Origin of the sequence: Microbacterium gorillae, from assembly GCF_050990725.1 — a bacterium.
In the GTDB taxonomy this organism is placed as follows: Bacteria; Actinomycetota; Actinomycetes; order Actinomycetales; family Microbacteriaceae; genus Microbacterium; species Microbacterium gorillae_A.
In genome coordinates this window covers 1,685,043-1,707,765 of the sequence record NZ_CP158844.1, presented here as the reverse complement: position 1 = coordinate 1,707,765, position 22,723 = coordinate 1,685,043, and the positions used below count along the sequence as shown (strand labels likewise).

Sequence of the window (22,723 nt, the reverse complement as noted above, 5' to 3'; positions counted from 1 at the left end):
AAGTATCCACGCAACGTCAACGATGACGCGCAATGGGATAGGGCAACTTTAGGTTCCGCTGGGGATCTGAGCAAAGTCCACCGCCCAACCGTTACAGATCTTTTACCCCGACCCCGCCGCGTTGCGCGATGTGATAAGTGCCACACAAGACAGGCCGATGTCAACCCTCTCGACGATGGGCAAAGTGCCCAGGTTCTTGGCGTTCCAGGTGGGCATTTATGGCTATGAATGCAAACTGAAACGATCACATCGCACAGCGTTCAGCCTTCACTCAGGCGTCGGTCCGAGCTTGCCGAGGTCGCAGATTCGGCGTGGATATCGGCCCGAAGCACCGCGACGACGCCGAGGTGCGCGCAATGAGCACACTCCGGCCGCTGGACCGCTCAGAAGAGCACGGAGCCTCCCGCGGGAGGCAGCCGTAGCATCGTGAGGTGACGACTGCCGACGCGAGCCCCGCCTATACCCGCACGCGCCTCCGGTGGGAGGTGGTGCTGGTGCTCAGTGCCACCTTCGGTGCGTCTGCGGTCTATTCGCTGCTGCGCCTCGTTCGACGTCGGCTGTCGGAGACCCCGTTGTCGCAGCAGAGCACACAGCTCAATCCGACGCTCGACACGGTGCCGGTGTGGGACATCATTTACAACTGCCTCGATGTTTTCTTCGATCTGATGCTGGTCGGCCTCGTCGTCTATCTGCTGTGGGAGCCGGGACGTAACGCCCTGCGCGCCATGGGCGTCGATTTCACGCGCTTCGGGAGCGACCTGGCGCGCGGCGCTCTGTTCGTCGTCGTGATCGGGGTGCCCGGGATCGGTCTTTACCTCCTGGGTCGGATGTTCGGCGTCACCGTCGCGGTGCAGGCGTCGGAGTCGACCCTCGCGTGGTGGAGCATCGGCACCCTCGCGCTGTCCGCCCTTCGATCCGGCGTGATGGAGGAGGTGATCATGATCGGCTGGTTGTTCGACCGGTTCCGTCGGCTCGGCGTCGGGCCCGTCGCGACGATCGTGGTGTCCGCTCTTATCCGAGGTGCCTATCACTCGTATCAGGGTGAGGGGCCCATGGTCGGCAACATCCTGATGGGCCTCGTCTTCGGGTGGCTGTACCTGCGGTGGAACCGCGTGATGCCCCTCGTGATCGCGCACACCCTGATCGACGTGATCGCGTTCATCGGCTACCCCCTGGCCCTTGCTTCGCCCTTCCTCGCTCCCCTCTTCGCCCCCGCCTCCTAACCCACCCGTCCCTCCCCCTCCCACCCCCCCTCCGTCCCCCCCACCCCCCCCTGTCCTCCGTCGACGCCCCTGCTGTCCCCTGCCGACGCCCCTCCGGCACCCTCCGTCCCTTCGTGTCACCGCCCACGCGAACCGCCGTCGCCGCTCCCGCAAATACACCTCCCGCGAAACTTCCGTCTGTGGGCGACAATCGGCGCGTTGCGGGGTTTCTCGCCCACAGACGGAAGTCTCGCGGGCTCTCCACAGGCGATTCGAGGACAGGAGTTCATTCACATCCGCTGGCATCGAGCCGTGCGAGGGCGCGCGTACACGCAGGGTGGAGCGATGGAAGAGCCAACGATCCGCCTGCTGCATTCGCGCGGGCATGACGAGACCGTACGAATCCGCGACCGCCGAGACCTGTACCGCGTACGCCACGGCATCTACATCAGCTCCGACGCCTGGCGGCAACTGACGCCCTGGCAGCGATACGAAGCGCGCGTGCGGGCGTTCCTGTACAGATCCCCCGATGCCGTGCTCTGTCTGGAGTCGGCCGCATGTCTTCTGGGCCTGCCGCTGTTCGGCGAGCCTCGAGACATTCATGTGCTCGCCATCGATCGTTCTTCTTCGACACGGAGCGGCGATGTCGTCTTCCACACGAGTTCGACTCCGCGAGACGTGATCGACGTCGATGGTGTCCTGCTCACCAGCCTGATCGACACGGCAGTCGATCTCGGGAGGACGCTGGCACCGGCGCCAGCGCTGGCGATCTGGGATGCGGTGGTTCGAGTGGGCTGCGCCACGGATGCGCTCACGGAGCGAAGCAACGCGCTGCGAACGACACGGGGTGTCCGCAAGGTCCAGTGGTTGGCGTCCTTCGCGGATGGCCGCGCCGAGTCGCCTGGCGAGTCCGTGAGCCGCGCCGCAATCGCCTGGCTGGGATATCCGTCCCCCGTTCTCCAGCACGAGGTGTCGATCGACGGCGACTCCTACCGCGGCGACTTCTGGTGGCCCCAGGCGCGGCTGTGGGGCGAGTTCGACGGCTACGCGAAGTACCGAGTCGAAACCAATGACCTGGCGGCACTCCGACACGAGAAACGACGGGAGGATCGCATCCGCACGCGCGTACGAGGCTTCGCGCGCTGGGATCTTGAGGATGTCATCACGGTGGACGGCCTGCAGCGTGCGCTGCACGAAGCGGGCCTGCGCCCGCGCATGGCCGCGGACGGTACCCGCCTCGCCTCTCTCCGACGGCTCTTCCTCAACCAGCGCACCACATGACCGCAAAACACCGCGAGACTTCCGTGTGTGGGTGAGAATCACCGCAATGCGGCATGTGCTGTCTCAGGACATAGTGGACGATCCTGTCTCAGGACATTGTGGACATGCTGGTGTCTCAGGACTTAGTGGACGATCTGCTGGGTGAGTCGTATCCCTGATCGTGTTCGTCAGCTTGTTGTGGAGTGGCCCGAGGATGCTGGGCGGGGCGCGATTGATGCGTTCTGTCGGCGGCACGGGGTCTCCCGGTCCTGGTTCCATGCGGTGCGTAAGCGGGCCTCGGCCGAGGGTGAGGCGGCATTGTTCAAGGGCAGCACGCGTCCCCGTTCGAGTCCGACCGCGGTGTCGGACGCGGTGATCGCAGCGGTGATCGTGAAGCGTCGAGAGCTGAAGGAGCAGGGAAAAGATCACGGGCCGTTGTCGATCCGGGACGTGCTGGATCGGGCAGGGTTCGCCCCGGTGCCCTCACGGTCGACGATCGCGCGGATCCTGGATCGTGAGCACCTGGTGGAGCGGAACAAGAGGAAGCGTCCAAAAGGATCACACCAGCGGATCCGATCGGAGTTCCCGAATCAGCGGTGGCAGTCCGACGGGCTGGAGGTGACGCTGTCCACGGGTGACGTCGTTGTGGTGATCGAGATCATCGACGACTGCACCCGGATGAACATCGCTCTGCACCCCGGGCCGGCGGAAACAGCGGCTGTCGTGGTCGACGCATTTCGGTGGGCGATCGCCCGGTACGGGCGGCCGGTGCTGGTACACACGGACAACGGGACGGCATTCAACATGTCACGCTCGGGCAAGGTCACGTCGTTGCAGATATTCCTCGGTGATCTGGGCGTGAAGATGATCACCGGCAAGCCCTCGCACCCGAAGTCGCAGGGCAAGGTCGAGCGAGCGCATCAGACGCTGCTGAACTTCATCGCCGCCCGCAATCCGGCGACGATCGATGAGCTCCAGCGGGCGCTCGACGAGTATCGGGACTGGTACAACCATCACCGCTCGCATCAGGCACTCCCGCCACGCACCGCGCCTGCGGAACTCTACGATGCATTGCCAAAGATCGCGCCGCCCGGCGACCCGATCGTCACGCAGCGCCCCACGCCCCCGCAGCCCGAACAGCGGACGCGCCCTCAGAAAGCGTCCAACATCGTGTTGCGCGTCGCGGGGGTCAGATCAGCTACCTCGGCCGCGAGTTCCTTCTGGGCAAAGCATGGAGAGGTCAACGGGTCACGCTGATCCACACCACCGACGAGGTCGCCGTCTTCGATTCCCGAGGCACTCAAATCGTCACAATCACCTGGCCCACCACGAAACCAATGACCAGCCTCGCGCGCCAGATCGACACCCCACCGCCCCAATAACTGTGTCCACTATGTCCTGAGACTCAACGTCCACTATGTCCTGAGACTTCACACACCGCAATGCGGCAATTCTCACCCACAGACGGAAGTCTCGCGGGATGTGGTGGCCCGGGATACGAGCCCCAGCGTCAGGGCACGCAGGTCAGGGCACGAGGGTCAGGACGCGGGAGTTAGGCGAAGGCCTCGATCGGGGGGCAGGCGCAGACGAGGTTGCGGTCGCCGTAGGCCTGATCGATGCGGCGCACCGGGGGCCAGTACTTGGTGCGCACCAGGGTGTGCACCGGGTACACCGCGAGCTCGCGCGGGTAGGCGTGCGTCCATTCCCCCGCGATCACCGACTCCGCGGTGTGCGGAGCGTTGACCAGAGGGTTGTCGTCGGCGGGCCAGACGCCCGCGGCGACCTGATCGGCCTCCGCCTTGATCTGGATCATCGCCTCGATGAAGCGGTCGATCTCACCGATGTCCTCCGACTCCGTCGGCTCCACCATGAGCGTGCCCGCGACCGGGAACGACATGGTCGGAGCGTGGAAGCCGTAGTCGATGAGGCGCTTGGCGACATCGTCCACCGTGACCCCCGTCTCCTCCTTGAGGGGACGCAGGTCGAGGATGCACTCGTGAGCGACGAAGCCGCCCTCACCCGTGTACAGCACCGGGTAGTGATCCTCAAGCCGCTTGGCGATGTAGTTCGCCGACAGCACCGCGGCCGCGGTCGCATCGCGCAGACCCGACGCACCCATCATGCGCACGTACGCCCACGAGATCGGCAGCACGCCGGCAGAACCGTACGGCGCGCCCGACACCGGACCACCCGCGAAAACGTGTCCCCCGGCGTGCTCAGCGCGCTGTGCCTGGGGATGTCCCGGAAGGAACTCCGCCAGGTGCGCCTTCGCAGCGACCGGACCCACACCGGGTCCGCCACCGCCGTGCGGGATCGCGAACGTCTTGTGCAGGTTCAGGTGCGACACATCGCCGCCGAGATCGCCGAACCGGCTGATCCCGACAAGGGCGTTGAAGTTGGCCCCGTCGATGTACACCTGACCACCCGCGGCGTGAACCGCCGAGGTGACCTCCATCACGTCGCTCTCGTACACGCCGAACGTGGACGGGTAGGTGATCATCAGCGCGCCGAGCTCGTCGGCATGCTGGGCGATCTTGGCCTTCAGGTCGGCGAGATCCACGTTTCCGAGATCATCGGTGGCCACGACGACCACCTTCATGCCCGCCAGCACCGCGGAAGCCGCGTTCGTGCCGTGTGCAGACGACGGGATGAGGCACACCGTGCGGTGCTCGTCCCCCCGCGACAGGTGGTAACCGCGAATCGCCAGCAGGCCGGCGAGCTCGCCCTGCGAGCCGGCGTTCGGCTGCAGCGAGACGGCGTCGTAGCCCGTGACGTCGGCCAGCCAGGTCTCGAGCTGATCCACCAGCTCCAGAATGCCCGCCACGTCCTCGGCGGGAGCGAACGGGTGCAGCCCCGCGAACTCCGGCCAGGTGATCGCAGCCATCTCGGTCGCCGCGTTGAGCTTCATGGTGCACGAACCCAGCGGGATCATGCCCCGATCCAGCGCGTAGTCCCGATCGGCCAGCTGCTTGAGATAGCGCATCATCGCCGTCTCGCTGTGGTGCAGGCTGAACACCGGGTGCGTCAGATAGGACTCCTGGCGCCGCAGATCACCCCAGACCTCTGCCAGCGCATGGAAAGCTCCCGAGAACGGAGTCGCGCCGAACACGATCCCTTCCGGCGATGCAACGCCGAACGCGGCGACCACCGCGAGCAGATCCTCGTAGGTCGTCGATTCGTCAGTGGCGATGCCGACGACGTCAGGCGAGACCTCACGCAGCAGGTAGCCCGCTGCATGCGCCGCAGCGACGACCTCACCGGCTCGACCGGGAACCTGTACCTGGATCGTGTCGAAGAAGGCGTCCTCAGCGATCTCCAACCCGCCCTTGCGCAGCCAGGATGCGAGAGTCGCCGCTTTGCCGGCAACGTCCATCGCGATGCGACGCAGCCCGTCGGGCCCGTGGTAGACCGCGTACATCGACGCCATCACGGCCAGCAGCACCTGCGCGGTGCAGATGTTGCTCGTCGCCTTCTCACGACGAATGTGCTGCTCACGCGTCTGCAGCGACAGTCGGTACGCGGGCTTGCCCTCGGCATCGACCGAGACGCCCACGAGGCGACCGGGCAGCTGACGCTCCAGCCCCGAGTGCACCGCCATGTATCCGGCATGCGGTCCACCGAAGCCGAGCGGCACGCCGAAGCGCTGGGTGGTGCCCACCGCGACATCCGCGCCCATCGAACCGGGCGAACGCAGCAGAGTGAGAGCCAAAAGGTCGGCCGCGACAACGGACAGACCGCCCGCGGTGTGGGTCGCGTCGATCACACCGGAGATATCCCAGACGCGACCAGACGCGCCCGGGTACTGCACGAAGGACCCGAACAGCTCGGCCGGCATCTCCTCGCCCGCGGCGAAGTCGACCTCGACCAGAGTGATGCCGACAGCGTCCGCGCGCGTGGCGAGAACAGCCTTTGTCTGCGGCAGCGCGTCGGCGTCGACGACGAAGACGTCGGTCTTCGCGCGCGACGCCCGCCGTGCCAGGAGCATCCCCTCGGCGACGGCCGTCGATTCGTCCAGCATGGACGCGTTGGCGGTGTCGAGGCCGGTGAGGTCGGACACCATCGTCTGGAAGTTGATCAGCGCCTCCAGGCGCCCCTGAGAGATCTCGGGCTGATACGGCGTATAGGCCGTGTACCAGGACGGGTTCTCCAGGACATTGCGCTGGATGACCGACGGCGTGAGGGTGCCGTAGTAGCCGAGGCCGATCATCGGACGGGTGACGCGGTTGCGGGATGCGAGTGCGCGCAGCTCCGCGATCGCCTCGGCCTCCGATGCCGCCTCCGGCAGCACGGATTCCGGTCGCTCACCGCGGATGACGGTCGGCAGCGCACGCTCGACGAGCGCACCGAGGAGGTCGCCGTCGTCGCTGGTGACTCCCAGCGCGTCCAGCATGACCTGCTGCGCCGCGGCGTCCGTCCCGATGTGGCGGTCCTGGAAGCGGGTCACGCCTCGCCCACCAGCGCCTGGTACGCGGCGTGGTCGAGGAGGTCACCGGGCAGATCGCCCGAGACGCGCACCTTGATCAGCCAGCCGCCGTCGAACGGCTCGGAGTTGACCAGCGACGGCTCGTCGGCCGCGGCCTGATTGGTCTCCACGACCTCGCCGTTCAGCGGCGCGTAGAGCTCGCCGACGGACTTGGTCGACTCGATCTCGCCCACGACGGAGGAGATCGCGATCTCCGTGCCGACCGCAGGCAGGTCGAGGTAGACGATGTCGCCGAGCTGCGCCGCGGCGTACGACGTGATGCCGATGGTCGCGATGTCGCCGTCGAGGGCGATCCATTCGTGCTCGGACGTGTACTTGAGGGAGTTGAGATCGGTCACTTGGTCCTCCGGTAGAAAGGCAGGGCGGTCACGGTGGCCGGAATGCGGGTGCCCCGCACGTCCAGCTGAAGTTCGGTGCCCTCGGCCGCAGCCGAGGGGTGGACGAGAGCCATCGCGATGGGATGACCCAGCGTCGGGCTGAGCGCGCCGGAGGTGATCTCCCCGACCTTCTCCTCGCCCCGGTAGACGTCATATCCGGCACGACCGGCACGCTTGCCGTCGGCGGTGAGGCCGACCAGCACGGGGGCGTCGGTGAGATCCCGCGCCGCCAGGCCGTCCTTGCCGACGAAGTCGTCCTTGTCGGCGGCGACGACGCGACCGAGCCCCGCCTGAGCCGGCGCGGTCTCCAGCGAGAGCTCGTGTCCGTACAGCGGCATGCCCGCCTCGAGACGCAGCGTGTCGCGCGCGGCGAGACCGGCGGGTACCAGCGTTCCGACACCGGACGCCAGCAGCGCATCCCACAGCTCGCCGGCGGCGGAGTTCGGCACCAGCAGCTCGAAGCCGTCCTCACCGGTGTAGCCCGTGCGAGCGATAAACACGGGAGTCTGACCGAAGTCGCCCTCGCTCCACGCGTAGTAAGCGAGCTCTGCGAGCGGCACGCCGCTCACGGTGAAGCCCGGGAGCGCCTCCAGAATGGCCCGCGCTTCGGGACCCTGAACGGCGATCAGTGCCATGTCGTCGGAGACGTCCTCGACCAGCGCCTCGGCCCGCTGCGAAGCAGCACCCGTGAGGCGCTCGGCCACACCCGCGTCCCAGTCGGAAGCACGGTCCGCGAGCGCAGAACTCACCGCGGCACGGTTGCCGGCATTGGAGATGATGAGGAACCTGTCGTCGGCCATGCGGTAGACGATGAGGTCGTCGATGATGCCGCCGCGCTCGTCGAGCAGCAGAGAGTACTTGGCTTTGCCGACCTTCATCGTGGAGATGCGTCCGGCCACCGCGTAGTCGAGGAATGCGGCGGCGTCCGCACCGGCCAGGAGGAACTCCGCCATGTGCGAGATGTCGAACAGCCCAGCGCTCTCGCGGACGGCCTTGTGCTCGGCGAGGTCCGACGTGTAGCGCACCGGCATCATCCAGCCGCCGAAGTCGGTGAAGGCGGCACCGAGTGCCTCGTGGCGGTCTCGGAGGGGCGTGTAGCGGGGTTCCGTCATGATTCTCCCGGCGAAAGGGCGAGCCGGACGCCGGACGGCGTCTGGAGCTCCCCCTCTGTCATGGGCCTGAGAGTTTCACACCAGGGGTGCTTTCACCGTCGGCGGATCCGCGTGGGATCGCTTTTCAGAGTGACCGGGTCTCCGCGGTGTGTTGACCTGAGAGATTGGCGGGGAGGCTTGCTCCTTCGGTGTCCGTGACGGACTCTCCCGCGGCGACCATGAGTCGTGTTCGATTGTCAGGCCAGCATAGCGGTCGCGAGCGGCCTGGGCCACGCGTCATCGCAACGGCGGGGTGGCGATCGTCCCGGTATCCAGGTGGGGATCATCATCGACGTCAACGACGACGGAAGCGTCCAGGGCGACCGGAGCCTGGATGACGTCCTCACGCAGCACTCGGGAGGCATCGATCTGCTGCTGGGCGAGTTGCGCGTACAACCCGCCTGCGGCGAGGAGTTCGGCATGCGTCCCCGATTCCACAATGCGCCCGGCCTCCACCACGTGGATCACGTCAGCACCGATCACGGTGGAGAGCCGGTGCGCGATGGACAGCGTCGTGCGTCCCTTCGATGCTTCGTCCAGCGCTTCCTGCACCACACGCTCCGAGACGGTGTCCAATGCACTGGTGGCCTCATCGAGCAGGATCACCGGCGGGTCCTTGAGGAGGACGCGCGCGATCGCGATGCGCTGCTTCTCGCCCCCCGAAAGCCGGTACCCGCGTTCGCCCACGACGGTGTCGTAGCCCTTCTCGAAGCCGCTGATCACATGGTGGATGTTCGCCGCGCGGCACGCCGCCTCGAGCTCTGCATCGGTCGCATCGGGCTTGGCGTAACGCAGGTTCTCGCGGATCGTCGCGTGGAACAGATAGGTCTCCTGGGAGACGATGCCGACGTTGTCGATGATCGACGCCTGGGTGAGATCGCGGACGTCGGCGCCGGAGAACAGCACCGCTCCCCCGCTGACCTCGTAGAAGCGCGGTGCCAGGTACAGGATCGTGGTCTTGCCCGCACCCGACGGACCCACGAACGCGACGTTCTGGCCGGGTTCGATCGTGAAGCTGATGCCGTCCAGCGTCGCTCGGGAATCCGGGCTGGCGTCGGGATAGCGGAATACCACGTCGCGGAACTCGATCCGGCCCCGCGGACCGGGCGCATCGGCGACCGCGGTGGCATTCGGGACGTCCTGGATAGCCGGAGTGAGGTCGAGGTACTCGAAGATCCGGCTGAAGACGGCGACGGAGGTCTGCAGGTCGAGGGCGACCCGCATCAGACCCATGAGGGGCTGGAGCAGACGCGCCTGCACGGTGGTGAAGGCGACGATGGTCCCCGCCGTGATCGTGTCCGCACCCCCGGTGATGAGATAGCCCGCGACGAGATAGACGACTGCCGGAACAGACGCCATCAGAACCTGGACGACGGCGAAGAAGCCCTGGCCGCTCATCGCCCGCTTGACCTGCAGACTCACCTGATTCGTGTTCTCCGCGGCATATCGCGCCGACTCGGTGCGCTGCCGATTGAAGGACTTCGACAGCAGGATCCCCGAAACGCTCAGGGTCTCCTGCGTGATGGAGCTCAGTTCCGAGAGGGACTCCTGGGTCTGGCCCGCGATGCGCGCTCGCACCTGCCCGACTCGGCGCTGGATGAGCGCCAGAATCGGCATGAGGATGACCGCGAGGATGGTGAGCCGCCAGTCGATCAGCACCATCGCGACGATCGAGGCGACGACCGTGACGGTATTGCCGATGATGCTGGTCACGGTGGACGTGAGCACATTCGACACCGCGCCCACATCGTTCTGCAGGCGCGACTGGATCACCCCGGTCTTCGTGCGGGTGAAGAAGCCGAGTTCCATCGACTGCAGATGTTCGAAGAGCTTGACGCGCAGATCGCCGGTCACCGCGTTGCCGACCGTGGAGGTGAACCACGTCTGCGCCACGCCCAGGAGCGCCGAGAGCAGGAACAGCCCGATCATCCCCGACACCAGTGCGATCAGCAGCGAGAGCTGCGGGCGCGCGTCCGCGGGAAAGAGCGCATCGTCGAAGACGCGCTGCACCAGCAGGGGCGGCACCACCGCGACCGCGGCTCCCGCGATCACAAGCAGCACGGTGATCAGGATGCGTCCGCGATACGGGCGGAACAGAGCGACGACGCGTCGACCCAGATCAGGGATTCGCGGGGCTGCCGCGTTGGCCTTTCGCTGCGAATCGGCGTCGACTCCCCGGAACGGTCCGCCGTTTCCCATGCCGCCGCCGAATCCGCCGAAACTCATCCCATCACCCTATGCCCGGGTCTATGGTTGCGGCATGAGCACTCCGAATGAACCGCGCCGTCCCACCGACGCCGAGCTCGATGACCGGGACGCACCGGAGGAAGTTCTGTGGAAGAACTACATGCCGCGTGCCGTCCCGACCGATCTCGTCCACGGTGAGGGCAACGGCAACCTGCGCTGATCAGGCCAGACCCGTCACCAGGTTGATGACGGTGCCGAGGATGACGGCACCGAAGAGATACGCCAGCATCGTCTGCGCGATCACGACCTTCCGCAGCTGTTTGGTGCGCACGTTCGTGTCCGCCACCTGGTAGGTCATGCCGAGGCCGACCGAGAAGTAGGCGAAGTCGCTGTACTGCGGCGCATCGTCCTCGTTGAAGTCGATGCCGCCCACCGGCTCGGAGTAGTAGATGCGCGCGTAGCGGAGCATGTAGTCGGTCTGGATGAGAATCCAGGTGGCGACAACGCTGCCGACGGCGATCGCGGCGAGCACGCGCGCTCGGGCGTGATCGGTCGCATTGCTCTGCAGCACCACGAGTACGACCGCGCCGAGCGACACGATGCTGCCGAGCAGGGACAACGCGCGAGCGAGGTCTCGGCCGGGGTCCTCCCGCACCGCGTGAGTGCGGGTTCGCTCCGGATCCATCGGCCACACGACGAGCAGAATCCACGCAGAGACCACCAGTGCCGCGGCGCCCCAGCCCGCGAGAGAACCGGCCGCCGGGCCGAGAACCGATCCGACCGACAGACCCACGACCACCCCGATGATCGCGCTGGTGATGATGCGCACCAGCGGCATGTGCACGAAACGCATGGCGCCATCGTCCCACGACGTCCGACCCGCGTTGTGCGGTCTCGGGAATGCAATGTCCGACCCCCTCGTTACGCTTATCCAGCAGTCCTCGGGACGCACCCGTCCCGTCGCACCAGCTCGCATCTCGAGCACTTGAATCAGGAAGCACCTCATGACCGACACCGCCGCCGTACCCACTCGCTCCGGCGCGATGCCCGCGAACGCCAACCGACTCCTCTCTCTTCTCCTCGCGGCGGCCTTCGTCGCCATCCTCAATGAGACGACGATGGGTGTGGCGATCCCGCATCTCATCGACGACCTCCACATCACCGCCGGTGCCGCCCAGTGGCTCACCACCGCGTTCATGCTCACCATGGCCGTGATCATCCCGACCACGGGTTTCCTGCTCCAGCGCTTCACCACCCGCCAGGTGTTCCTCACCGCCATCACGCTGTTCAGCGCGGGCACGCTGATCGCGTTCCTCGCTCCCGGTTTCGAGGTACTGCTGATCGCGCGCGTCGTTCAGGCCTCCGGTACAGCCGTGATGATGCCCCTGATGATGACCACGGTCATGGAGCTGGTGCCACCGGCCTCTCGCGGTCGCTTCATGGGTCGCATGAGCATCGTGATGTCGCTCGCGCCCGCCATCGGCCCCACCATGGCAGGCCTGATCCTCGACTCGATCGGCTGGCGCTGGATCTTCGGCATCGTGCTGCCCATCGCCATCATCGCGATGCTCGCTGGTGCCAAGTGGATGGTGAACGTCGGCGAGCCCAAGAAGGCTCCGCTGGATGTGCTCTCGATCGTGTTGTCCGCGTTCGGCTTCGGTGGCATCGTGTTCGGCCTCAGCCAGATCGGTGGCGCGGAGAAGGCAGCGGCAAGCGGCGATGGTGCGGGCCCGCTCGCGGGCGTCACGCTCGCCGCATCCCTGGCCGTCGGTGTCATCGGATTGGCGCTGTTCATCTGGCGTCAGCTGGTGCTGCAGCGCAAGGATGACGCTCTGTTGGATCTGCGTGTGTTCCTCTCGCGGAACTTCACCCTGTCCATCCTGATGATGCTGTTCCTGTCGCTGTCGTTCTTCGGCGCGATCACGGTGCTGCCGCTCTACCTGCAGAGCGTGCTGGGCATCTCGGCCCTCGACTCCGGCCTGCTGTTGCTGCCGGGTTCGCTCGCCATGGGTCTGCTCGGGCCGATCATCGGGCGCATCTACGACGCTCGTGGTCCTCGTGTGCTGCTGATCCCGGGTTCGTTCATCGCCGCCGCGGTGCTGTGGTTCTACACGACCCTCACCGCGGACACCAACGTGTGGGTGATCGGCGTCGCCCAGACGCTGCTGTCCATCGGCCTGGCGATGGCGTTCACCCCGCTGTTCACCGCCTCGCTCGGGTCGGTGCAGCCGAAGTACTACTCCCACGGCAGCGCGGTGCTCGGCACCGTGCAGCAGGTGGCCGGCGCGGCGGGCATCGCCCTCATGATCACCATCCTGGAGGCGGCAAAGGCATCCGCGACCGCTCATGGTGCAGCGGAGGGTGCGGCCGGTGCCGCGGGAACCGGAGCTGCGTTCACGATCGCAGCTTCCCTGTCGGTCGTCACCTTCGTGATGTCGTTCTTCATCCGCAAGCCGGCGGACGCACCCGAGGGTGCACCCGCTCACTGAGCGCAGATGACATGACGAAGGCCCGGGCGATCGCCCGGGCCTTCGTCATGTCAGACCTTCGTTCAGCCTTCGGTGATGCCGCAGGCGGACCCACCGCAACACGATGCACCGGCGGCGTCATCGCCCAACAGGTTGAGCCCGTTGAGGACGGGGGTGAGCGGCTGAACGGTGGTCTGCGGAGTGGTCATGGCGCAATGCTACTCGCGTTGCGGCACATCGAGGGCGTCGGGCGAGGACTGTCCGTGCCGCGCACTACTCTGGTCAGAACACGTTCGCAGAGGGGAGCGGAAATGAAGAAGCGACCGCTGGAGTTCTCCGTTTCCGGCAGGCGATCCGTCGCCGCCAGCCCGTTCCGAGTGCAGCCGTTCATCTGGGGCCTGCTGGGAGGCCTGGGCGTGCTCGTCGCCATCGGGATCGGCGTGGTCGTCGGTCAGATGGCCACGGTCCTCGTCTACGTGGGCGTGGCGCTGTTTCTCGCCCTCGGCCTCGACCCGATCATCTCTTTCCTGGAGCGTCGTATGCCGCGCGGCGCAGCGGTCGGCATCGTGGTCGCGATCGTGTTGATCGTGTTCGCCGGCATCCTGTGGGCGATCGTGCCGGTGATCATCGAGCAGATCGCGAACCTCACGCAGACCCTGCCGAAGGTCGTCCAGGATGTGCAGGCGTCCGACTGGTACCACGACATCACGACCCGCTACGGCTCCAACATCCAGGAAGCTCTGAACGGTGCGCTGGCGTTCATCCAGGATCCGAACAACATCTTCTCCGTCGGCGGCGGCATCGTGCAGGTGGGCTCCGGCATCGCGAGTGGCGTGACCGGTGTGATCATCGTGCTCATCCTCACGCTGTACTTCATGGCGTCGCTGCGCGGCATGAAGCGCGTGACGGTGCGATTCGTTCCCGCCTACCAACGCGCCGGTTTCAGCGACGTCATGGAGGACGTCTCAGCGGCGGTCGGCCGCTACGTGATCGGCCAGGCGAGCCTCGCCTCGATCAACGGTGTGCTCACGCTGATTCTCATGCTGATCGTGCAGGCGCCGATGCCGGTCCTCCTCGCCCTCATCGCATTCATCGGCTCGTGCATCCCGCTGGTCGGAACGCTTTCCGCCTCCGTGATCAACACCGCCATCGTTCTCATCGGCGCTCTCGCGAGCGGCGACAGCTATGTCCCGGCGATCGTCGTCGGCATCTGGTACCTGGTCTACATGCAGATCGAGGCCTATGTGATCAGCCCGCGCATCATGGCCAAGGCGGTCGCCGTCCCCGGTGCCGTCGTGGTGATCGGAGCTGTGGCCGGCGGCGCGATCGGCGGCATCCTGGGCGCGCTGGTCGCGATCCCCGTCGCGGCGAGTGTCATCATCATCCTTCAGCAGGTGGTCTTCCCGCGCCAGGATCGGAAGGTCGCCGACCCCGATCCCATGGAGACCGCTGCCGCCGAGGGCAACGCTCACTGATCAGAAGCGCCGTGCTGATCGTCCCTGCGCCGGGGTGATCACTGTTCTGATCAGGGCGTGGGTGGGGAACGAGGGTTCGGCCGGATCCTGTCTCGAGCTAAGCCCCAGACGAACGTCGGAGACCCGACGTACGGTGGAGTGGTGTCTGTGCTTCGGTCCCCGTCCCGTCCGATACGCCGTGGCCTGGGTGTGATGGCGGCCGTCCTCCTGTTCGGACTCGCAGCATGCGCCTCCCCGACGGCATCCACATCGGACTCCACGCCATCGCAGACGCGAACGGCGTCGCCCTCCATCACCCCCTCGCCCACGCCTCCACCGGATATCGCGGCGGAACGCGTGGCAGCGATGAGCCTGCGCGATCGTCTTGCCTCGCTTCTCATCCTTCACTCCGCTGGAACTGATCCTGCGGCGATGAAGGCGTTCGTGGATGCGTACCATCCCGGCGGACTGATCATGATGGGCGACAACATCGGCTCAGGCATCGCCGACGTCGCAGCGATCACCCGAGCGGTGTCTGCAGATCCACCGCTGATCCTCGCCATCGACGAGGAAGGCGGCGATGTCACGCGGCTGCCCGAGGACGATCTGCCCGCTGGTCACCAGCTTGCGGATGCGCCGCCGCAGAGCACGATCGACGCCTTCACGCAGCGCGCGGCTCTGGTGGGCCGGGCCGGACTGAACACGAACTTCGGCATCGTGGCTGATATCACTGCTGATCCGAACTCGTTCATCTTCGCGCGGGTGCTCGGGACCGATCCGGGGTCCGCGTCTGAGCGTGTCGCCGCCGCCGTCAGGGCCGAGGCTTCGGCCGGCGTGCTCTCAACGCTCAAGCACTTTCCCGGACACGGCGCCGCGCCCGGGGACTCGCACTCCTCCCTGCCCCACACAGACCTCGATTTCGAGCGCTGGAGGAAAGCCGAAGCCCGGCCCTTTGAAGCAGGGATCGACGCGGGGGCAGAAGCCGTCATGCTTGGCCATCTCGTGTACTCGGCGGTCGATTCGCTTCCCGCATCGCTGTCGCCGCGCTGGCACGACATCCTGCGCGACGATCTGGGCTTCGACGGTTTGATCGTCTCGGACGACATGGGCATGCTGGAGAACTCCGGCGATCCTGCGTACGCCGATCGTGTCACCAATGCGGTTTCGGCACTGGCCGCCGGCACGACGATGCTCGTGATCGTGGCCGACGGACCTCACCCGATCTCGCCTGCGGACCTGCTGGATGGTCTCGAAGCGGCGGTCGCCGACGGACGGCTTCCGATCACCATCGTGAATGCCTCCGCGCGCCTGGCCATGGCGCAGCGCCTGGCCCTCTCGAGCTGACCGACCCGACTGGCCCAATGTCGGAGGTCAGGAGCAGACTTGCTCCATGACCAACGCGACCGACTTCGTCACTCGTTACCTCACCGCCTGGCAGACCAACGATCCGGCTGACATCGCCGCCGTCTTCGCTCCGGATGCCGTGTACCACCCGCGCCCGAACGCGTCGCAGATCGCCTCCGGTATCGAGGAGATCGTCCCGTTCTGGCTGGAGGAGCGCGATGAGCCCGGCACGTGGGAGTTCGAGTGGTCCATCGCCGTCGAGGACGCGCATGCCGCCGCGATTCGTGGCGTCACCACTTATCCCACGGGGCCGAAGCAGGGCACTTACGACAACCTCTGGCTCGTGCGCTTCGACGACGAGGGCCGCGCCGTGGAGTTCACCGATTGGTGGATCGCCCGCAAGAAGTGACCGTGCGACTCAGTCGCGCTCGCACGCCCACCCGTCGTTGTCGCGATCGAGGTCATAGATGTCCGAGCCGATGACGCGGGCAACGCCGTCCAGGTATGCGGGTCCGTCGCCTGTTCCCCACGCGCAATCGACGTCGGATGCGATAGGCACACACGCTTCCGCGTAGTTCGGGTCGCAGCCGTCGCTCTCCGCGACCGCTTCCTCTGGATCGCCTCCATCGCCGACAAAGGTCTGCGGCGCAACGAACGTGCCACTCGCGATCACCTGGGTGACCGGCTCCAGGGTCGTCGTGCGGGATACCTCGACACGCTCGGTCTCTGTGCCGTCGACCGTTGTCACTCGATACACGATGGCGACCTCGCCGTTCTGACCAACGGTTGCGACTCGCGTCTCTCCCCGCGGAATGGTGTTGTCCTCGACCACCGATTCGGTGAAGGCGACCGGTTCGGTGACCGTCTGTTCGCTCACCACCACCACAGGGGTCGGCACCGCTTCCGCGGTGGGCGCTGTCGCGGCCTGCTGCGCTGGGGCGGTCGGTGTGTGTTGCGCGGCGGCAAAGCCGACGGGCGCGCTCGCGGCAGGTCTGTCCGCGTGCTGAGTCACTGAGGTGATTACTGACGCGATCACCAGCACGACGGCCGCACCCGCAACCGTGACAGCCGCAGTGCGGCGGGATCCGAGCCCCAACCACGTTGGAGTGCCGCGCACCAGACTGAAGATGCCGGTCACGAGGACGACGAGTGACACCAGAACGATGAGCGGTGCCAGAACCGCACCTAGCATCACCGTCACGCCGCCGATGACGATCCAGGCCCACCAGGGCACCCGGGCAAACAGCGAGCGCTGCTGCTGCGTCGGCATCGGAGACGTGAGATTTCGAGCGTCGGGCCGCATGGATTCCTCTCCCGAATCCTCCGCCCCTCGGGTGGAGTCGCGGTCGGACGGCGCGCAACGGCTCTGTCGCGTCGGGACCGGGGACGGGGTTCGAATGTTCCGGACAGCTTACGGAATCCGTCTCACACCGTCCAACGCCTCACGAATCAGCGAAGCCCATCCGCACATCCAGCTCACGGCGAAGGTAGCGCGGAGCTTGCACGCGCCAGGACTCGATGATGAGCTCCTCCAGATGTTCTGCATCGATCCCGCCCATGCGGAACGCCACCTTCGGTTCGCCCCACCGCGTTGTCTGCGCCAGGAACACGTCGGGGTGCATCTCCCGCAGGGCGTCGGCTTCGATCGATTGGGCGACCTTCACTCCGACAACCAGCTCGCGCTCGATGATCTCGCGGAGCTCCGCCGGAATGCTCGGCCAGGCGCGACACTCCCAGACGAAGGCCTTGTTCCTCACGAACCACGCCGGGCCAGCCGTGGTCTCGCGTTCCTCGCTCCCGGGCAGGTCCGCAGCGATTCGGCGCACGTCATCGATCACTGGCATGGTCCGAGCGTACGGGTGGCTTCCGACATCGTGCTTGCGCGCATCGAGCACGCACCGCCGCTCGGCACCGCGGGTTCCCGCGCACGTCTCGGCCGCCGGCCGAGCGCGCGTGTGCGATACACGTACGATGGCGAGCATATGCCCCCGCCTACGGTGGAAGGATGCTCTCCCGCCTGATCGCACGCCTGTACTGGTCGCTGTCTCGCTGGCGACTGGTCACGGAACCTGCCCCCACGCGTCCGAGCATCCTCATCGGCGCACCGCACACCTCGAACTGGGACTTCGTGCTGATGCTGGCCATCGCCTGGTCCCTCCGCATCGACGTGCGCTGGCTGGGAAAGAAGAGTCTGTTTCGCGGTTGGCGCGGGGGCATCATGCGTCGATTGGGCGGCATCCCCGTGGACCGCTCCGACCCGAGTCGCGTCGTTTCCGAGGTCGTCGACCGCATCCGCTCCGGCGAGGTGTTCAGTCTCGTCGTCACACCCGACGGCACCCGCAGCGGCCACAGTCACTGGAAGAGCGGTTTCTATCGCATCGCTCGCGAGACCGGGATGCCGGTCACGCTCGGCTACGTCGACCGCACGACCATGACCACCGGTCTCGGCCCCACGCTGGAGCTCACCGGAGATATCACGGCCGACATGGATCGCATCCGCGCGTTCTATGCGGACAAGGCAGGGCTCCGTCCTGAGCATCGCATCGAGCCGCGATTGCGCGAGGAACAGGACCCACGCTGAGCCGTACGGCACACTGGAGGCATGGATGATCTTCGCGTGATGCCCGGTCCGGGTATCCCTCGCGGACTCGTCATCCCGGCCGCAGCGCTGGTCGAGCAGTTCTCCCACGCGTCCGGCCCCGGTGGCCAGGGAGTCAATACAGCGGATTCCCGAGTTCAACTCTCCGTCGATCTCGCGCTGCTCCCCGTGACCGACGCGCAGCGTGGACGGGTGCTCACCCGACTCGCGCCGCGCATCACCGACACCACCCTGATCGTCGCTGCCAGCGAGCACCGATCGCAGTTGCGCAACCGCGTCGCCGCGCGCGAACGAGTCGCTCAGCTGATTCGCGAGGCGCTCGCCCCGGAGACCCCGCGGCGAGCCACCCGCCCAACCCGGTCGTCCCAGCGCCGCCGCCTGGAGGACAAGCGCAGTCGCAGCGAGACGAAACAGAACCGTCGGCGTCCGACCTCCGACTGATACGCCGGGCTTACGCTGTCGGGATGAGTGCAGTCCTCGATGACGGTCCGTTCTTCCACGGGACCAAGGCCCAGCTGTCCGTCGGCGACCTTCTCACGGCCGGTTTCCGCTCGAACTACCGGCCAGAGATCGTCATGAACCACATCTACTTCACCGCGCTGAAGGACGGAGCGGGGCTCGCGGCGGAACTAGCCGCGGGTGAGGGTCTCCCGCGGGTCTACCTCGTCGAGCCGACCGGCGAGTTCGAGAACGATCCGAACGTGACCGACAAGAAGTTCCCCGGTAATCCGACCCGCTCCTACCGCAGCGCCGCTCCCCTGCGAGTGCTCGCGGAGGTGGACGACTGGACCCGTCTCGCGCCGGAGGTGCTGCGGGACTGGCGCGACCGCATCGCCGCAGTCAACGCGAACGGCGGCGAGATCATCAACTGAGGTCCCTCGCATCGTCGTCCCCCGGCCACCCCCGGCGTGAGGAATCACGGCGTAGCCTGACGCCATGACAGTGCGCATGGACAACATCGGGATCGTCGTGGAGAACCTCGACACCACGATCGCCTTCTTCGAGGCGCTCGGCCTGGTGCTCGACGGCCGCACGTCGATCGACGACCCGTGGGCGGGTCGTGTGACGGGACTTGTGGATCAACGTGTTGACATCGCCATGATGAGAACGCCAGGCGGCGAGGTCAGCCTCGAGCTCTCACGATTCCGGGCGCCGGATGTGATTGCGGATCATCGCGATGCCCCCGTGAACGCTTTCGGCTATCTTCGCGTGATGTTCGAGGTGGAGGATCTGGACGATGTCCTCGTCCGACTCCGGGACCACGGTGCAGAACTCGTCGGCGAGGTCGTCGCCTACGCGGACGTCTATCGCCTGTGCTACGTCCGTGGCCCCGAGTCGATTCTGCTGGGCCTCGCCGAACGGATCAGCTGATCCCACCGGCACGAGCGGTTGCGCGATGACGGCGCACAGCCTCGTAATTGCCACACGTGGTGCTGCAGTAGGAACGGCGACCGTTGCGGCTGGTGTCCACGAACACCGCGGGGCATCCGTCGCGCTCGCACGCGCCGAGCCGTGCTCCCTCCGCTTCGACGGAGAAGATCGCCAGGCCTCCGGCCGTGACCGCCTGCACACGCGCGACGAGATCATCGTTCTCGGCCGCGAAGTGCAGGTGCGGGCGGAGTTCATCATGCGTGGTCAGATACGCGTGGGATGTGCCCACGGCCAGAAGCGCGTTGATGGCCTCGATCCGCTCCGGCACGGAACGGGCCGTGAACGCGGTGCGCAACTTCGCCGCCCAGAGCCGCAGTCGCTCGCACGCTTCCTCCGACAGTTCACGCCGACGGATCGCATGAACGGCGAGCAGCTCGGCAACGGCCGCGCGACTCCACCCGCGACCCGCCAGCGTCACCAGGTCCGCCGCAAGCAGTGGACCCGTCATGTTGTCATGGTTGAACTGCACTGACTCATTGCATCACAGTCGACAGGGCGGCGCCAGCGGGCGTCTGCAGCGGCGAGCAGGAGGAACGATGTACAGCGAGGCGCACCAGCATGACTGGTCGACGGAGTCAGCGCACGCCACGAGCGAGGGGTGGATCCGCTACGAGAAGTGCCGGTGCGGAACCTACCGCGTGACGTCTGAAGGTTGCGTGCTGGGAGCGGTGGCGAGCGCGACGCGTGTCGCACGCACGGATTCGCGCCGCGCTCGCACACCGGCACGCACCTGACGTCAGGCGCGCTCGATCGGAAGCCACAGCTCGCAGGTCGCGGTGGTGAAGTCCTCCGAGCGGTCGATGACGGCGACGATGGACGGACCGGGACGCAGGCGCCACGGGTTCGACGGGAACCACTCTGTCGCTGTGGCGGCCCACACCGACTGCAGGGCTGCGGGGTGTGGACCCTCAGAACGGAAGACCGCCCACGATCCGTCCGTGACCTCGATCACATCGAGATCCCCGGGGACCGCGGCGTTCTCCGTCACGGCCACCCCGTGCAGGTAGGTCAGCTCCGCGCCCTCGGTGTAGTCGGCGTCCACGTCGTCGCTCACCTGCAGCAGCCCGTGCGGTTCTGTGTTGCTGAGCGCCTTCAGGCGTGCGTGCTCTTCGACTGGAAGACCCGCGATGTGGGCTTGAATGTGCGGGTTGACGCCCTCGTGGATGAGCGGGACCCGAGCGGCATGGCCGACGAGGCGGAAAGCGGGTCGGTGAGTGATTCGTGCATCCATCGGGATGCTCCCTTCGACGGTCAGGCGGAACCTGAGCTGTGGTTGGCTGCGAAGGGGGCCACCGTCTCGGCGCACGTCGCCGTGGCTGACACCGTGAACGGCGCGGAAGGCGCGACCGAAGGCTTCGGTCGACCCGTAGCCGTACCGCACGGCGACGGTGAGCAGGTCATCATCACCGACCACGTCCGCCGCCGCCACGGTCATGCGACGGCGGCGGATGTAGTCGGAGACCGGCATTCCGGCGAGCGAGGAGAACATGCGCCGAGCGTGATACCCGGTGGTTCCCGCGCGCGCCGCGAGCGCGTCGATGTCGATGTCGTCACCGAGATGTGACTCGATCTCGTCGACGATGCGGTTGAGGATGTCGATCATCGTGGCTCCCTTCGATATCCACTCTGCGGTGAGCCGCGAGCCCCCGCCCGATAGCGTGAGACCGATCCGATCGGATGTCAGAGCGTCGTCAGAACTCCGTCGTCATCCTGATTCACGAGGACCATGAAGTCCACCACGAGTTGCGCGATACGACCCTCGGAGTCGACACCCCAGTACACCGGGTAGCTCCCGTCGCCGTAGCCGGAATCCGTCGCGACGCCGATGCCGCCCGACGCCAGGTCGAAGGTCATCGCGCATGGGCGGGTCTCTGCGAAGAATGCGGTGAGGGCGGCGGCTTTGGACCGACGAGACATCGAGGCGTATCCGACGTAGTCGACGATGCAGACGCATCCGGCGTCCACCCCGACCACGTGGCCACTGTCGGCGAGTGACGCGGGGTGCCATTCCACGGGTTGGTCGTCGGTGAATCGGATCCGGACCGCGGCGTTGCGCCCGAACGCGGTGACGCGCTCCACCGGGTATGCCCCTGGCGGGACCGTGCGCGCGAGCGGACGCGCATCGTCGTTGTCGTAGCCGAAGTCGATCACCGCGAGCGCACCACTGCTCGTGACGAACGTTCCCAGCGAGGAGACCTCGGCCCGTGCCAGCTGCTGATCCTTCGGGCGCACGACGTCGCGTTCGGCGAAGTTGCGCACCTCGTCGAGCGCGCGTTGCTCCGGTGGAAGCTCGCGGAGCTCTGCCGCGGGTCCGGTGGTCGTGAGGTTCTGCTCGATCGTGGGCTGATCGACGAACGGTGCGGTCGGTTCGTCGTAGTGATCGGCGATGGACACGATCCGCCAGTCCTGCCCTTCTCGTTGGAGGGCGTACTCGTGCAGGCTCTCCAGCCCCGACGTCATCTGGGTGATCACATATGCCGTATCGCCCTCGACGTCCGCGCGCACGAAGACCTCCGCCTGCGGACCGTACTCAGCGGGTCTCCCGAACACTCCCGCAAGATTCACAGTGGTCGTGAGCGTGAAGTGATTGCGTGTGGTCTGCTCCATGAGCTCTCTCCACACCTCGAACGGTCGCCTCGATGCGGCCGAATCGCGGGAATCGAACAGTGGTGCAGCGATGTGCCACTGCGTTTCATAGTCCACCATGAACTGCTGCACACGATCTTCGGGCGAGAACGATGCGTTCGCGTGTGTCATGCGGTCAGGC

Annotated in this window: 23 protein-coding genes and 2 riboswitches; of the genes, 12 read left to right on the top strand and 11 right to left on the bottom strand. The window is 66.5% G+C overall.

The window, feature by feature from the left end:
- Positions 1-431 precede the first annotated feature (431 nt).
- The 3 genes from ABTV68_RS07485 to ABTV68_RS07475 all read left to right on the top strand — a co-directional run bounded on the left by ABTV68_RS07485 (position 432) and on the right by ABTV68_RS07475 (position 3,719).
- Positions 432-1,223 (top strand): CPBP family intramembrane glutamic endopeptidase, encoded by a 792-nt coding sequence (locus ABTV68_RS07485; RefSeq protein ID WP_433677003.1) that lies wholly within the window; start codon positions 432-434, stop codon positions 1,221-1,223.
- Positions 1,224-1,547: 324 nt separating this feature from the next.
- On the top strand, positions 1,548-2,483 hold the full coding sequence (locus tag ABTV68_RS07480; protein ID WP_433677002.1) for a hypothetical protein: 936 nt from the start codon (positions 1,548-1,550) through the stop codon (positions 2,481-2,483).
- A 141-nt stretch (positions 2,484-2,624) separates the two neighbouring features.
- Positions 2,625-3,719, top strand: coding sequence for a DDE-type integrase/transposase/recombinase (locus ABTV68_RS07475; protein WP_433677001.1), 1,095 nt, complete (start codon positions 2,625-2,627; stop codon positions 3,717-3,719).
- 295 nt (positions 3,720-4,014) lie between these two features.
- Here the strand turns inward: ABTV68_RS07475 and gcvP are convergent, their stop codons facing one another.
- The 4 genes from gcvP to ABTV68_RS07455 form a co-directional block, all read right to left on the bottom strand.
- Positions 4,015-6,852: an aminomethyl-transferring glycine dehydrogenase gene (gene gcvP / locus ABTV68_RS07470; RefSeq protein WP_433677570.1), complete on the bottom strand. Its 2,838-nt coding sequence runs from the start codon at positions 6,850-6,852 to the stop codon at positions 4,015-4,017.
- 50 nt (positions 6,853-6,902) lie between these two features.
- Positions 6,903-7,283, bottom strand: a complete 381-nt coding sequence (gcvH, locus tag ABTV68_RS07465) for a glycine cleavage system protein GcvH (RefSeq protein ID WP_433677000.1) — start codon at positions 7,281-7,283, stop codon at positions 6,903-6,905.
- Entirely contained in the window at positions 7,280-8,434 is a 1,155-nt protein-coding gene (gene gcvT / locus ABTV68_RS07460; RefSeq protein WP_433676999.1) for a glycine cleavage system aminomethyltransferase GcvT, read from the bottom strand. Before gcvT ends, gcvH begins: the two co-directional genes overlap by 4 nt.
- Before the next feature lie 48 nt (positions 8,435-8,482).
- A riboswitch (glycine riboswitch) is annotated at positions 8,483-8,567 on the bottom strand.
- 1 nt (position 8,568) lies between these two features.
- Positions 8,569-8,654, bottom strand: a riboswitch (glycine riboswitch).
- A gap of 56 nt (positions 8,655-8,710) precedes the next feature.
- Complete coding sequence (locus tag ABTV68_RS07455) at positions 8,711-10,699, bottom strand: ABC transporter ATP-binding protein (protein ID WP_433676998.1); 1,989 nt, start codon at positions 10,697-10,699, stop codon at positions 8,711-8,713.
- A 34-nt stretch (positions 10,700-10,733) separates the two neighbouring features.
- Between ABTV68_RS07455 and ABTV68_RS07450 the strand changes: the two genes are divergently transcribed.
- Positions 10,734-10,880 carry a hypothetical protein gene (locus ABTV68_RS07450; protein WP_433676997.1) on the top strand — a complete coding sequence of 49 codons (147 nt, stop codon included), beginning with the start codon at positions 10,734-10,736 and terminating at the stop codon, positions 10,878-10,880.
- On the opposite strand, the gene ABTV68_RS07445 is transcribed toward ABTV68_RS07450, so the two are convergent.
- On the bottom strand, positions 10,881-11,513 hold the full coding sequence (locus ABTV68_RS07445; RefSeq protein WP_433676996.1) for a DUF1345 domain-containing protein: 633 nt from the start codon (positions 11,511-11,513) through the stop codon (positions 10,881-10,883).
- A 151-nt stretch (positions 11,514-11,664) separates the two neighbouring features.
- Between ABTV68_RS07445 and ABTV68_RS07440 the strand changes: the two genes are divergently transcribed.
- Positions 11,665-13,149, top strand: coding sequence for a DHA2 family efflux MFS transporter permease subunit (locus ABTV68_RS07440; RefSeq protein WP_433676995.1), 1,485 nt, complete (start codon positions 11,665-11,667; stop codon positions 13,147-13,149).
- Positions 13,150-13,211: 62 nt separating this feature from the next.
- On the opposite strand, the gene ABTV68_RS07435 is transcribed toward ABTV68_RS07440, so the two are convergent.
- Positions 13,212-13,337 carry a hypothetical protein gene (locus ABTV68_RS07435; RefSeq protein WP_433676994.1) on the bottom strand — a complete coding sequence of 42 codons (126 nt, stop codon included), beginning with the start codon at positions 13,335-13,337 and terminating at the stop codon, positions 13,212-13,214.
- Positions 13,338-13,439: 102 nt separating this feature from the next.
- Between ABTV68_RS07435 and ABTV68_RS07430 the strand changes: the two genes are divergently transcribed.
- From ABTV68_RS07430 to ABTV68_RS07420, 3 genes are all read left to right on the top strand, one after another.
- Positions 13,440-14,603, top strand: coding sequence for an AI-2E family transporter (locus tag ABTV68_RS07430; protein ID WP_433676993.1), 1,164 nt, complete (start codon positions 13,440-13,442; stop codon positions 14,601-14,603).
- Between the two features lie 411 nt (positions 14,604-15,014).
- The gene (locus ABTV68_RS07425; protein WP_433676992.1) at positions 15,015-15,926 is read left to right on the top strand and encodes a glycoside hydrolase family 3 N-terminal domain-containing protein; all 912 of its coding nucleotides are present in this window, start codon (positions 15,015-15,017) and stop codon (positions 15,924-15,926) included.
- Positions 15,927-15,972: 46 nt separating this feature from the next.
- Positions 15,973-16,335: a nuclear transport factor 2 family protein gene (locus ABTV68_RS07420; protein ID WP_433676991.1), complete on the top strand. Its 363-nt coding sequence runs from the start codon at positions 15,973-15,975 to the stop codon at positions 16,333-16,335.
- Positions 16,336-16,344: 9 nt separating this feature from the next.
- Here the strand turns inward: ABTV68_RS07420 and ABTV68_RS07415 are convergent, their stop codons facing one another.
- Both ABTV68_RS07415 and ABTV68_RS07410 read right to left on the bottom strand, forming a co-directional pair.
- A complete protein-coding gene (locus ABTV68_RS07415) occupies positions 16,345-17,229 on the bottom strand; it encodes a G5 domain-containing protein (RefSeq protein ID WP_433676990.1) in 885 nt (294 codons plus the stop codon).
- 139 nt (positions 17,230-17,368) lie between these two features.
- Entirely contained in the window at positions 17,369-17,770 is a 402-nt protein-coding gene (locus tag ABTV68_RS07410; RefSeq protein ID WP_433676989.1) for an MmcQ/YjbR family DNA-binding protein, read from the bottom strand.
- 161 nt (positions 17,771-17,931) lie between these two features.
- Here ABTV68_RS07410 and ABTV68_RS07405 point away from each other — a divergent pair, with 161 nt between their 5' ends.
- From ABTV68_RS07405 to ABTV68_RS07390, 4 genes are all read left to right on the top strand, one after another.
- Positions 17,932-18,507 (top strand): 1-acyl-sn-glycerol-3-phosphate acyltransferase, encoded by a 576-nt coding sequence (locus ABTV68_RS07405; RefSeq protein WP_433676988.1) that lies wholly within the window; start codon positions 17,932-17,934, stop codon positions 18,505-18,507.
- Positions 18,508-18,528: 21 nt separating this feature from the next.
- Positions 18,529-18,966 carry an alternative ribosome rescue aminoacyl-tRNA hydrolase ArfB gene (gene arfB / locus ABTV68_RS07400; RefSeq protein WP_433676987.1) on the top strand — a complete coding sequence of 146 codons (438 nt, stop codon included), beginning with the start codon at positions 18,529-18,531 and terminating at the stop codon, positions 18,964-18,966.
- Positions 18,967-18,989: 23 nt separating this feature from the next.
- Positions 18,990-19,397, top strand: a complete 408-nt coding sequence (gene arr, locus ABTV68_RS07395) for an NAD(+)--rifampin ADP-ribosyltransferase (RefSeq protein ID WP_433676986.1) — start codon at positions 18,990-18,992, stop codon at positions 19,395-19,397.
- A 64-nt stretch (positions 19,398-19,461) separates the two neighbouring features.
- Positions 19,462-19,896 (top strand): VOC family protein, encoded by a 435-nt coding sequence (locus ABTV68_RS07390; protein WP_433676985.1) that lies wholly within the window; start codon positions 19,462-19,464, stop codon positions 19,894-19,896.
- Here ABTV68_RS07390 and ABTV68_RS07385 read toward each other — a convergent pair.
- The 3 genes from ABTV68_RS07385 to ABTV68_RS07375 all read right to left on the bottom strand — a co-directional run bounded on the left by ABTV68_RS07385 (position 19,889) and on the right by ABTV68_RS07375 (position 22,713).
- On the bottom strand, positions 19,889-20,404 hold the full coding sequence (locus tag ABTV68_RS07385) for a CGNR zinc finger domain-containing protein (protein WP_433676984.1): 516 nt from the start codon (positions 20,402-20,404) through the stop codon (positions 19,889-19,891). The two genes, ABTV68_RS07390 and ABTV68_RS07385, sit on opposite strands and share 8 nt — an antisense overlap.
- A gap of 288 nt (positions 20,405-20,692) precedes the next feature.
- Positions 20,693-21,559, bottom strand: coding sequence for an AraC family transcriptional regulator (locus ABTV68_RS07380; RefSeq protein ID WP_433676982.1), 867 nt, complete (start codon positions 21,557-21,559; stop codon positions 20,693-20,695).
- 77 nt (positions 21,560-21,636) lie between these two features.
- Positions 21,637-22,713, bottom strand: coding sequence for a DUF4241 domain-containing protein (locus ABTV68_RS07375; RefSeq protein ID WP_433676981.1), 1,077 nt, complete (start codon positions 22,711-22,713; stop codon positions 21,637-21,639).
- Between the last annotated feature and the right edge of the window lie 10 nt (positions 22,714-22,723).

Bases quoted from the DNA above. Each gene is read 5' to 3' on its own strand.
- arfB (WP_433676987.1), top strand. From the start codon at position 18,529: ATGGATGATCTTCGCGTGATGCCCGGTCCGGGTATCCCTCGCGGACTC.
- ABTV68_RS07390 (WP_433676985.1), top strand. From the start codon at position 19,462: ATGACAGTGCGCATGGACAACATCGGGATCGTCGTGGAGAACCTCGAC.
- gcvP (WP_433677570.1), bottom strand. From the start codon at position 6,852: ATGCTGGACGCGCTGGGAGTCACCAGCGACGACGGCGACCTCCTCGGT.
- ABTV68_RS07405 (WP_433676988.1), top strand. From the start codon at position 17,932: ATGCTCTCCCGCCTGATCGCACGCCTGTACTGGTCGCTGTCTCGCTGG.
- ABTV68_RS07440 (WP_433676995.1), top strand. From the start codon at position 11,665: ATGACCGACACCGCCGCCGTACCCACTCGCTCCGGCGCGATGCCCGCG.
- ABTV68_RS07425 (WP_433676992.1), top strand. From the start codon at position 15,015: ATGAAGGCGTTCGTGGATGCGTACCATCCCGGCGGACTGATCATGATG.
- arr (WP_433676986.1), top strand. From the start codon at position 18,990: ATGAGTGCAGTCCTCGATGACGGTCCGTTCTTCCACGGGACCAAGGCC.
- ABTV68_RS07420 (WP_433676991.1), top strand. From the start codon at position 15,973: ATGACCAACGCGACCGACTTCGTCACTCGTTACCTCACCGCCTGGCAG.
- ABTV68_RS07480 (WP_433677002.1), top strand. From the start codon at position 1,548: ATGGAAGAGCCAACGATCCGCCTGCTGCATTCGCGCGGGCATGACGAG.
- ABTV68_RS07385 (WP_433676984.1), bottom strand. From the start codon at position 20,404: ATGACGGGTCCACTGCTTGCGGCGGACCTGGTGACGCTGGCGGGTCGC.
- ABTV68_RS07375 (WP_433676981.1), bottom strand. From the start codon at position 22,713: ATGACACACGCGAACGCATCGTTCTCGCCCGAAGATCGTGTGCAGCAG.
- gcvT (WP_433676999.1), bottom strand. From the start codon at position 8,434: ATGACGGAACCCCGCTACACGCCCCTCCGAGACCGCCACGAGGCACTC.
- ABTV68_RS07445 (WP_433676996.1), bottom strand. From the start codon at position 11,513: ATGCGTTTCGTGCACATGCCGCTGGTGCGCATCATCACCAGCGCGATC.
- ABTV68_RS07380 (WP_433676982.1), bottom strand. From the start codon at position 21,559: ATGATCGACATCCTCAACCGCATCGTCGACGAGATCGAGTCACATCTC.
- ABTV68_RS07455 (WP_433676998.1), bottom strand. From the start codon at position 10,699: ATGAGTTTCGGCGGATTCGGCGGCGGCATGGGAAACGGCGGACCGTTC.
- ABTV68_RS07415 (WP_433676990.1), bottom strand. From the start codon at position 17,229: ATGCGGCCCGACGCTCGAAATCTCACGTCTCCGATGCCGACGCAGCAG.
- ABTV68_RS07450 (WP_433676997.1), top strand. From the start codon at position 10,734: ATGAGCACTCCGAATGAACCGCGCCGTCCCACCGACGCCGAGCTCGAT.
- ABTV68_RS07430 (WP_433676993.1), top strand. From the start codon at position 13,440: ATGAAGAAGCGACCGCTGGAGTTCTCCGTTTCCGGCAGGCGATCCGTC.
- ABTV68_RS07435 (WP_433676994.1), bottom strand. From the start codon at position 13,337: ATGACCACTCCGCAGACCACCGTTCAGCCGCTCACCCCCGTCCTCAAC.
- ABTV68_RS07410 (WP_433676989.1), bottom strand. From the start codon at position 17,770: ATGCCAGTGATCGATGACGTGCGCCGAATCGCTGCGGACCTGCCCGGG.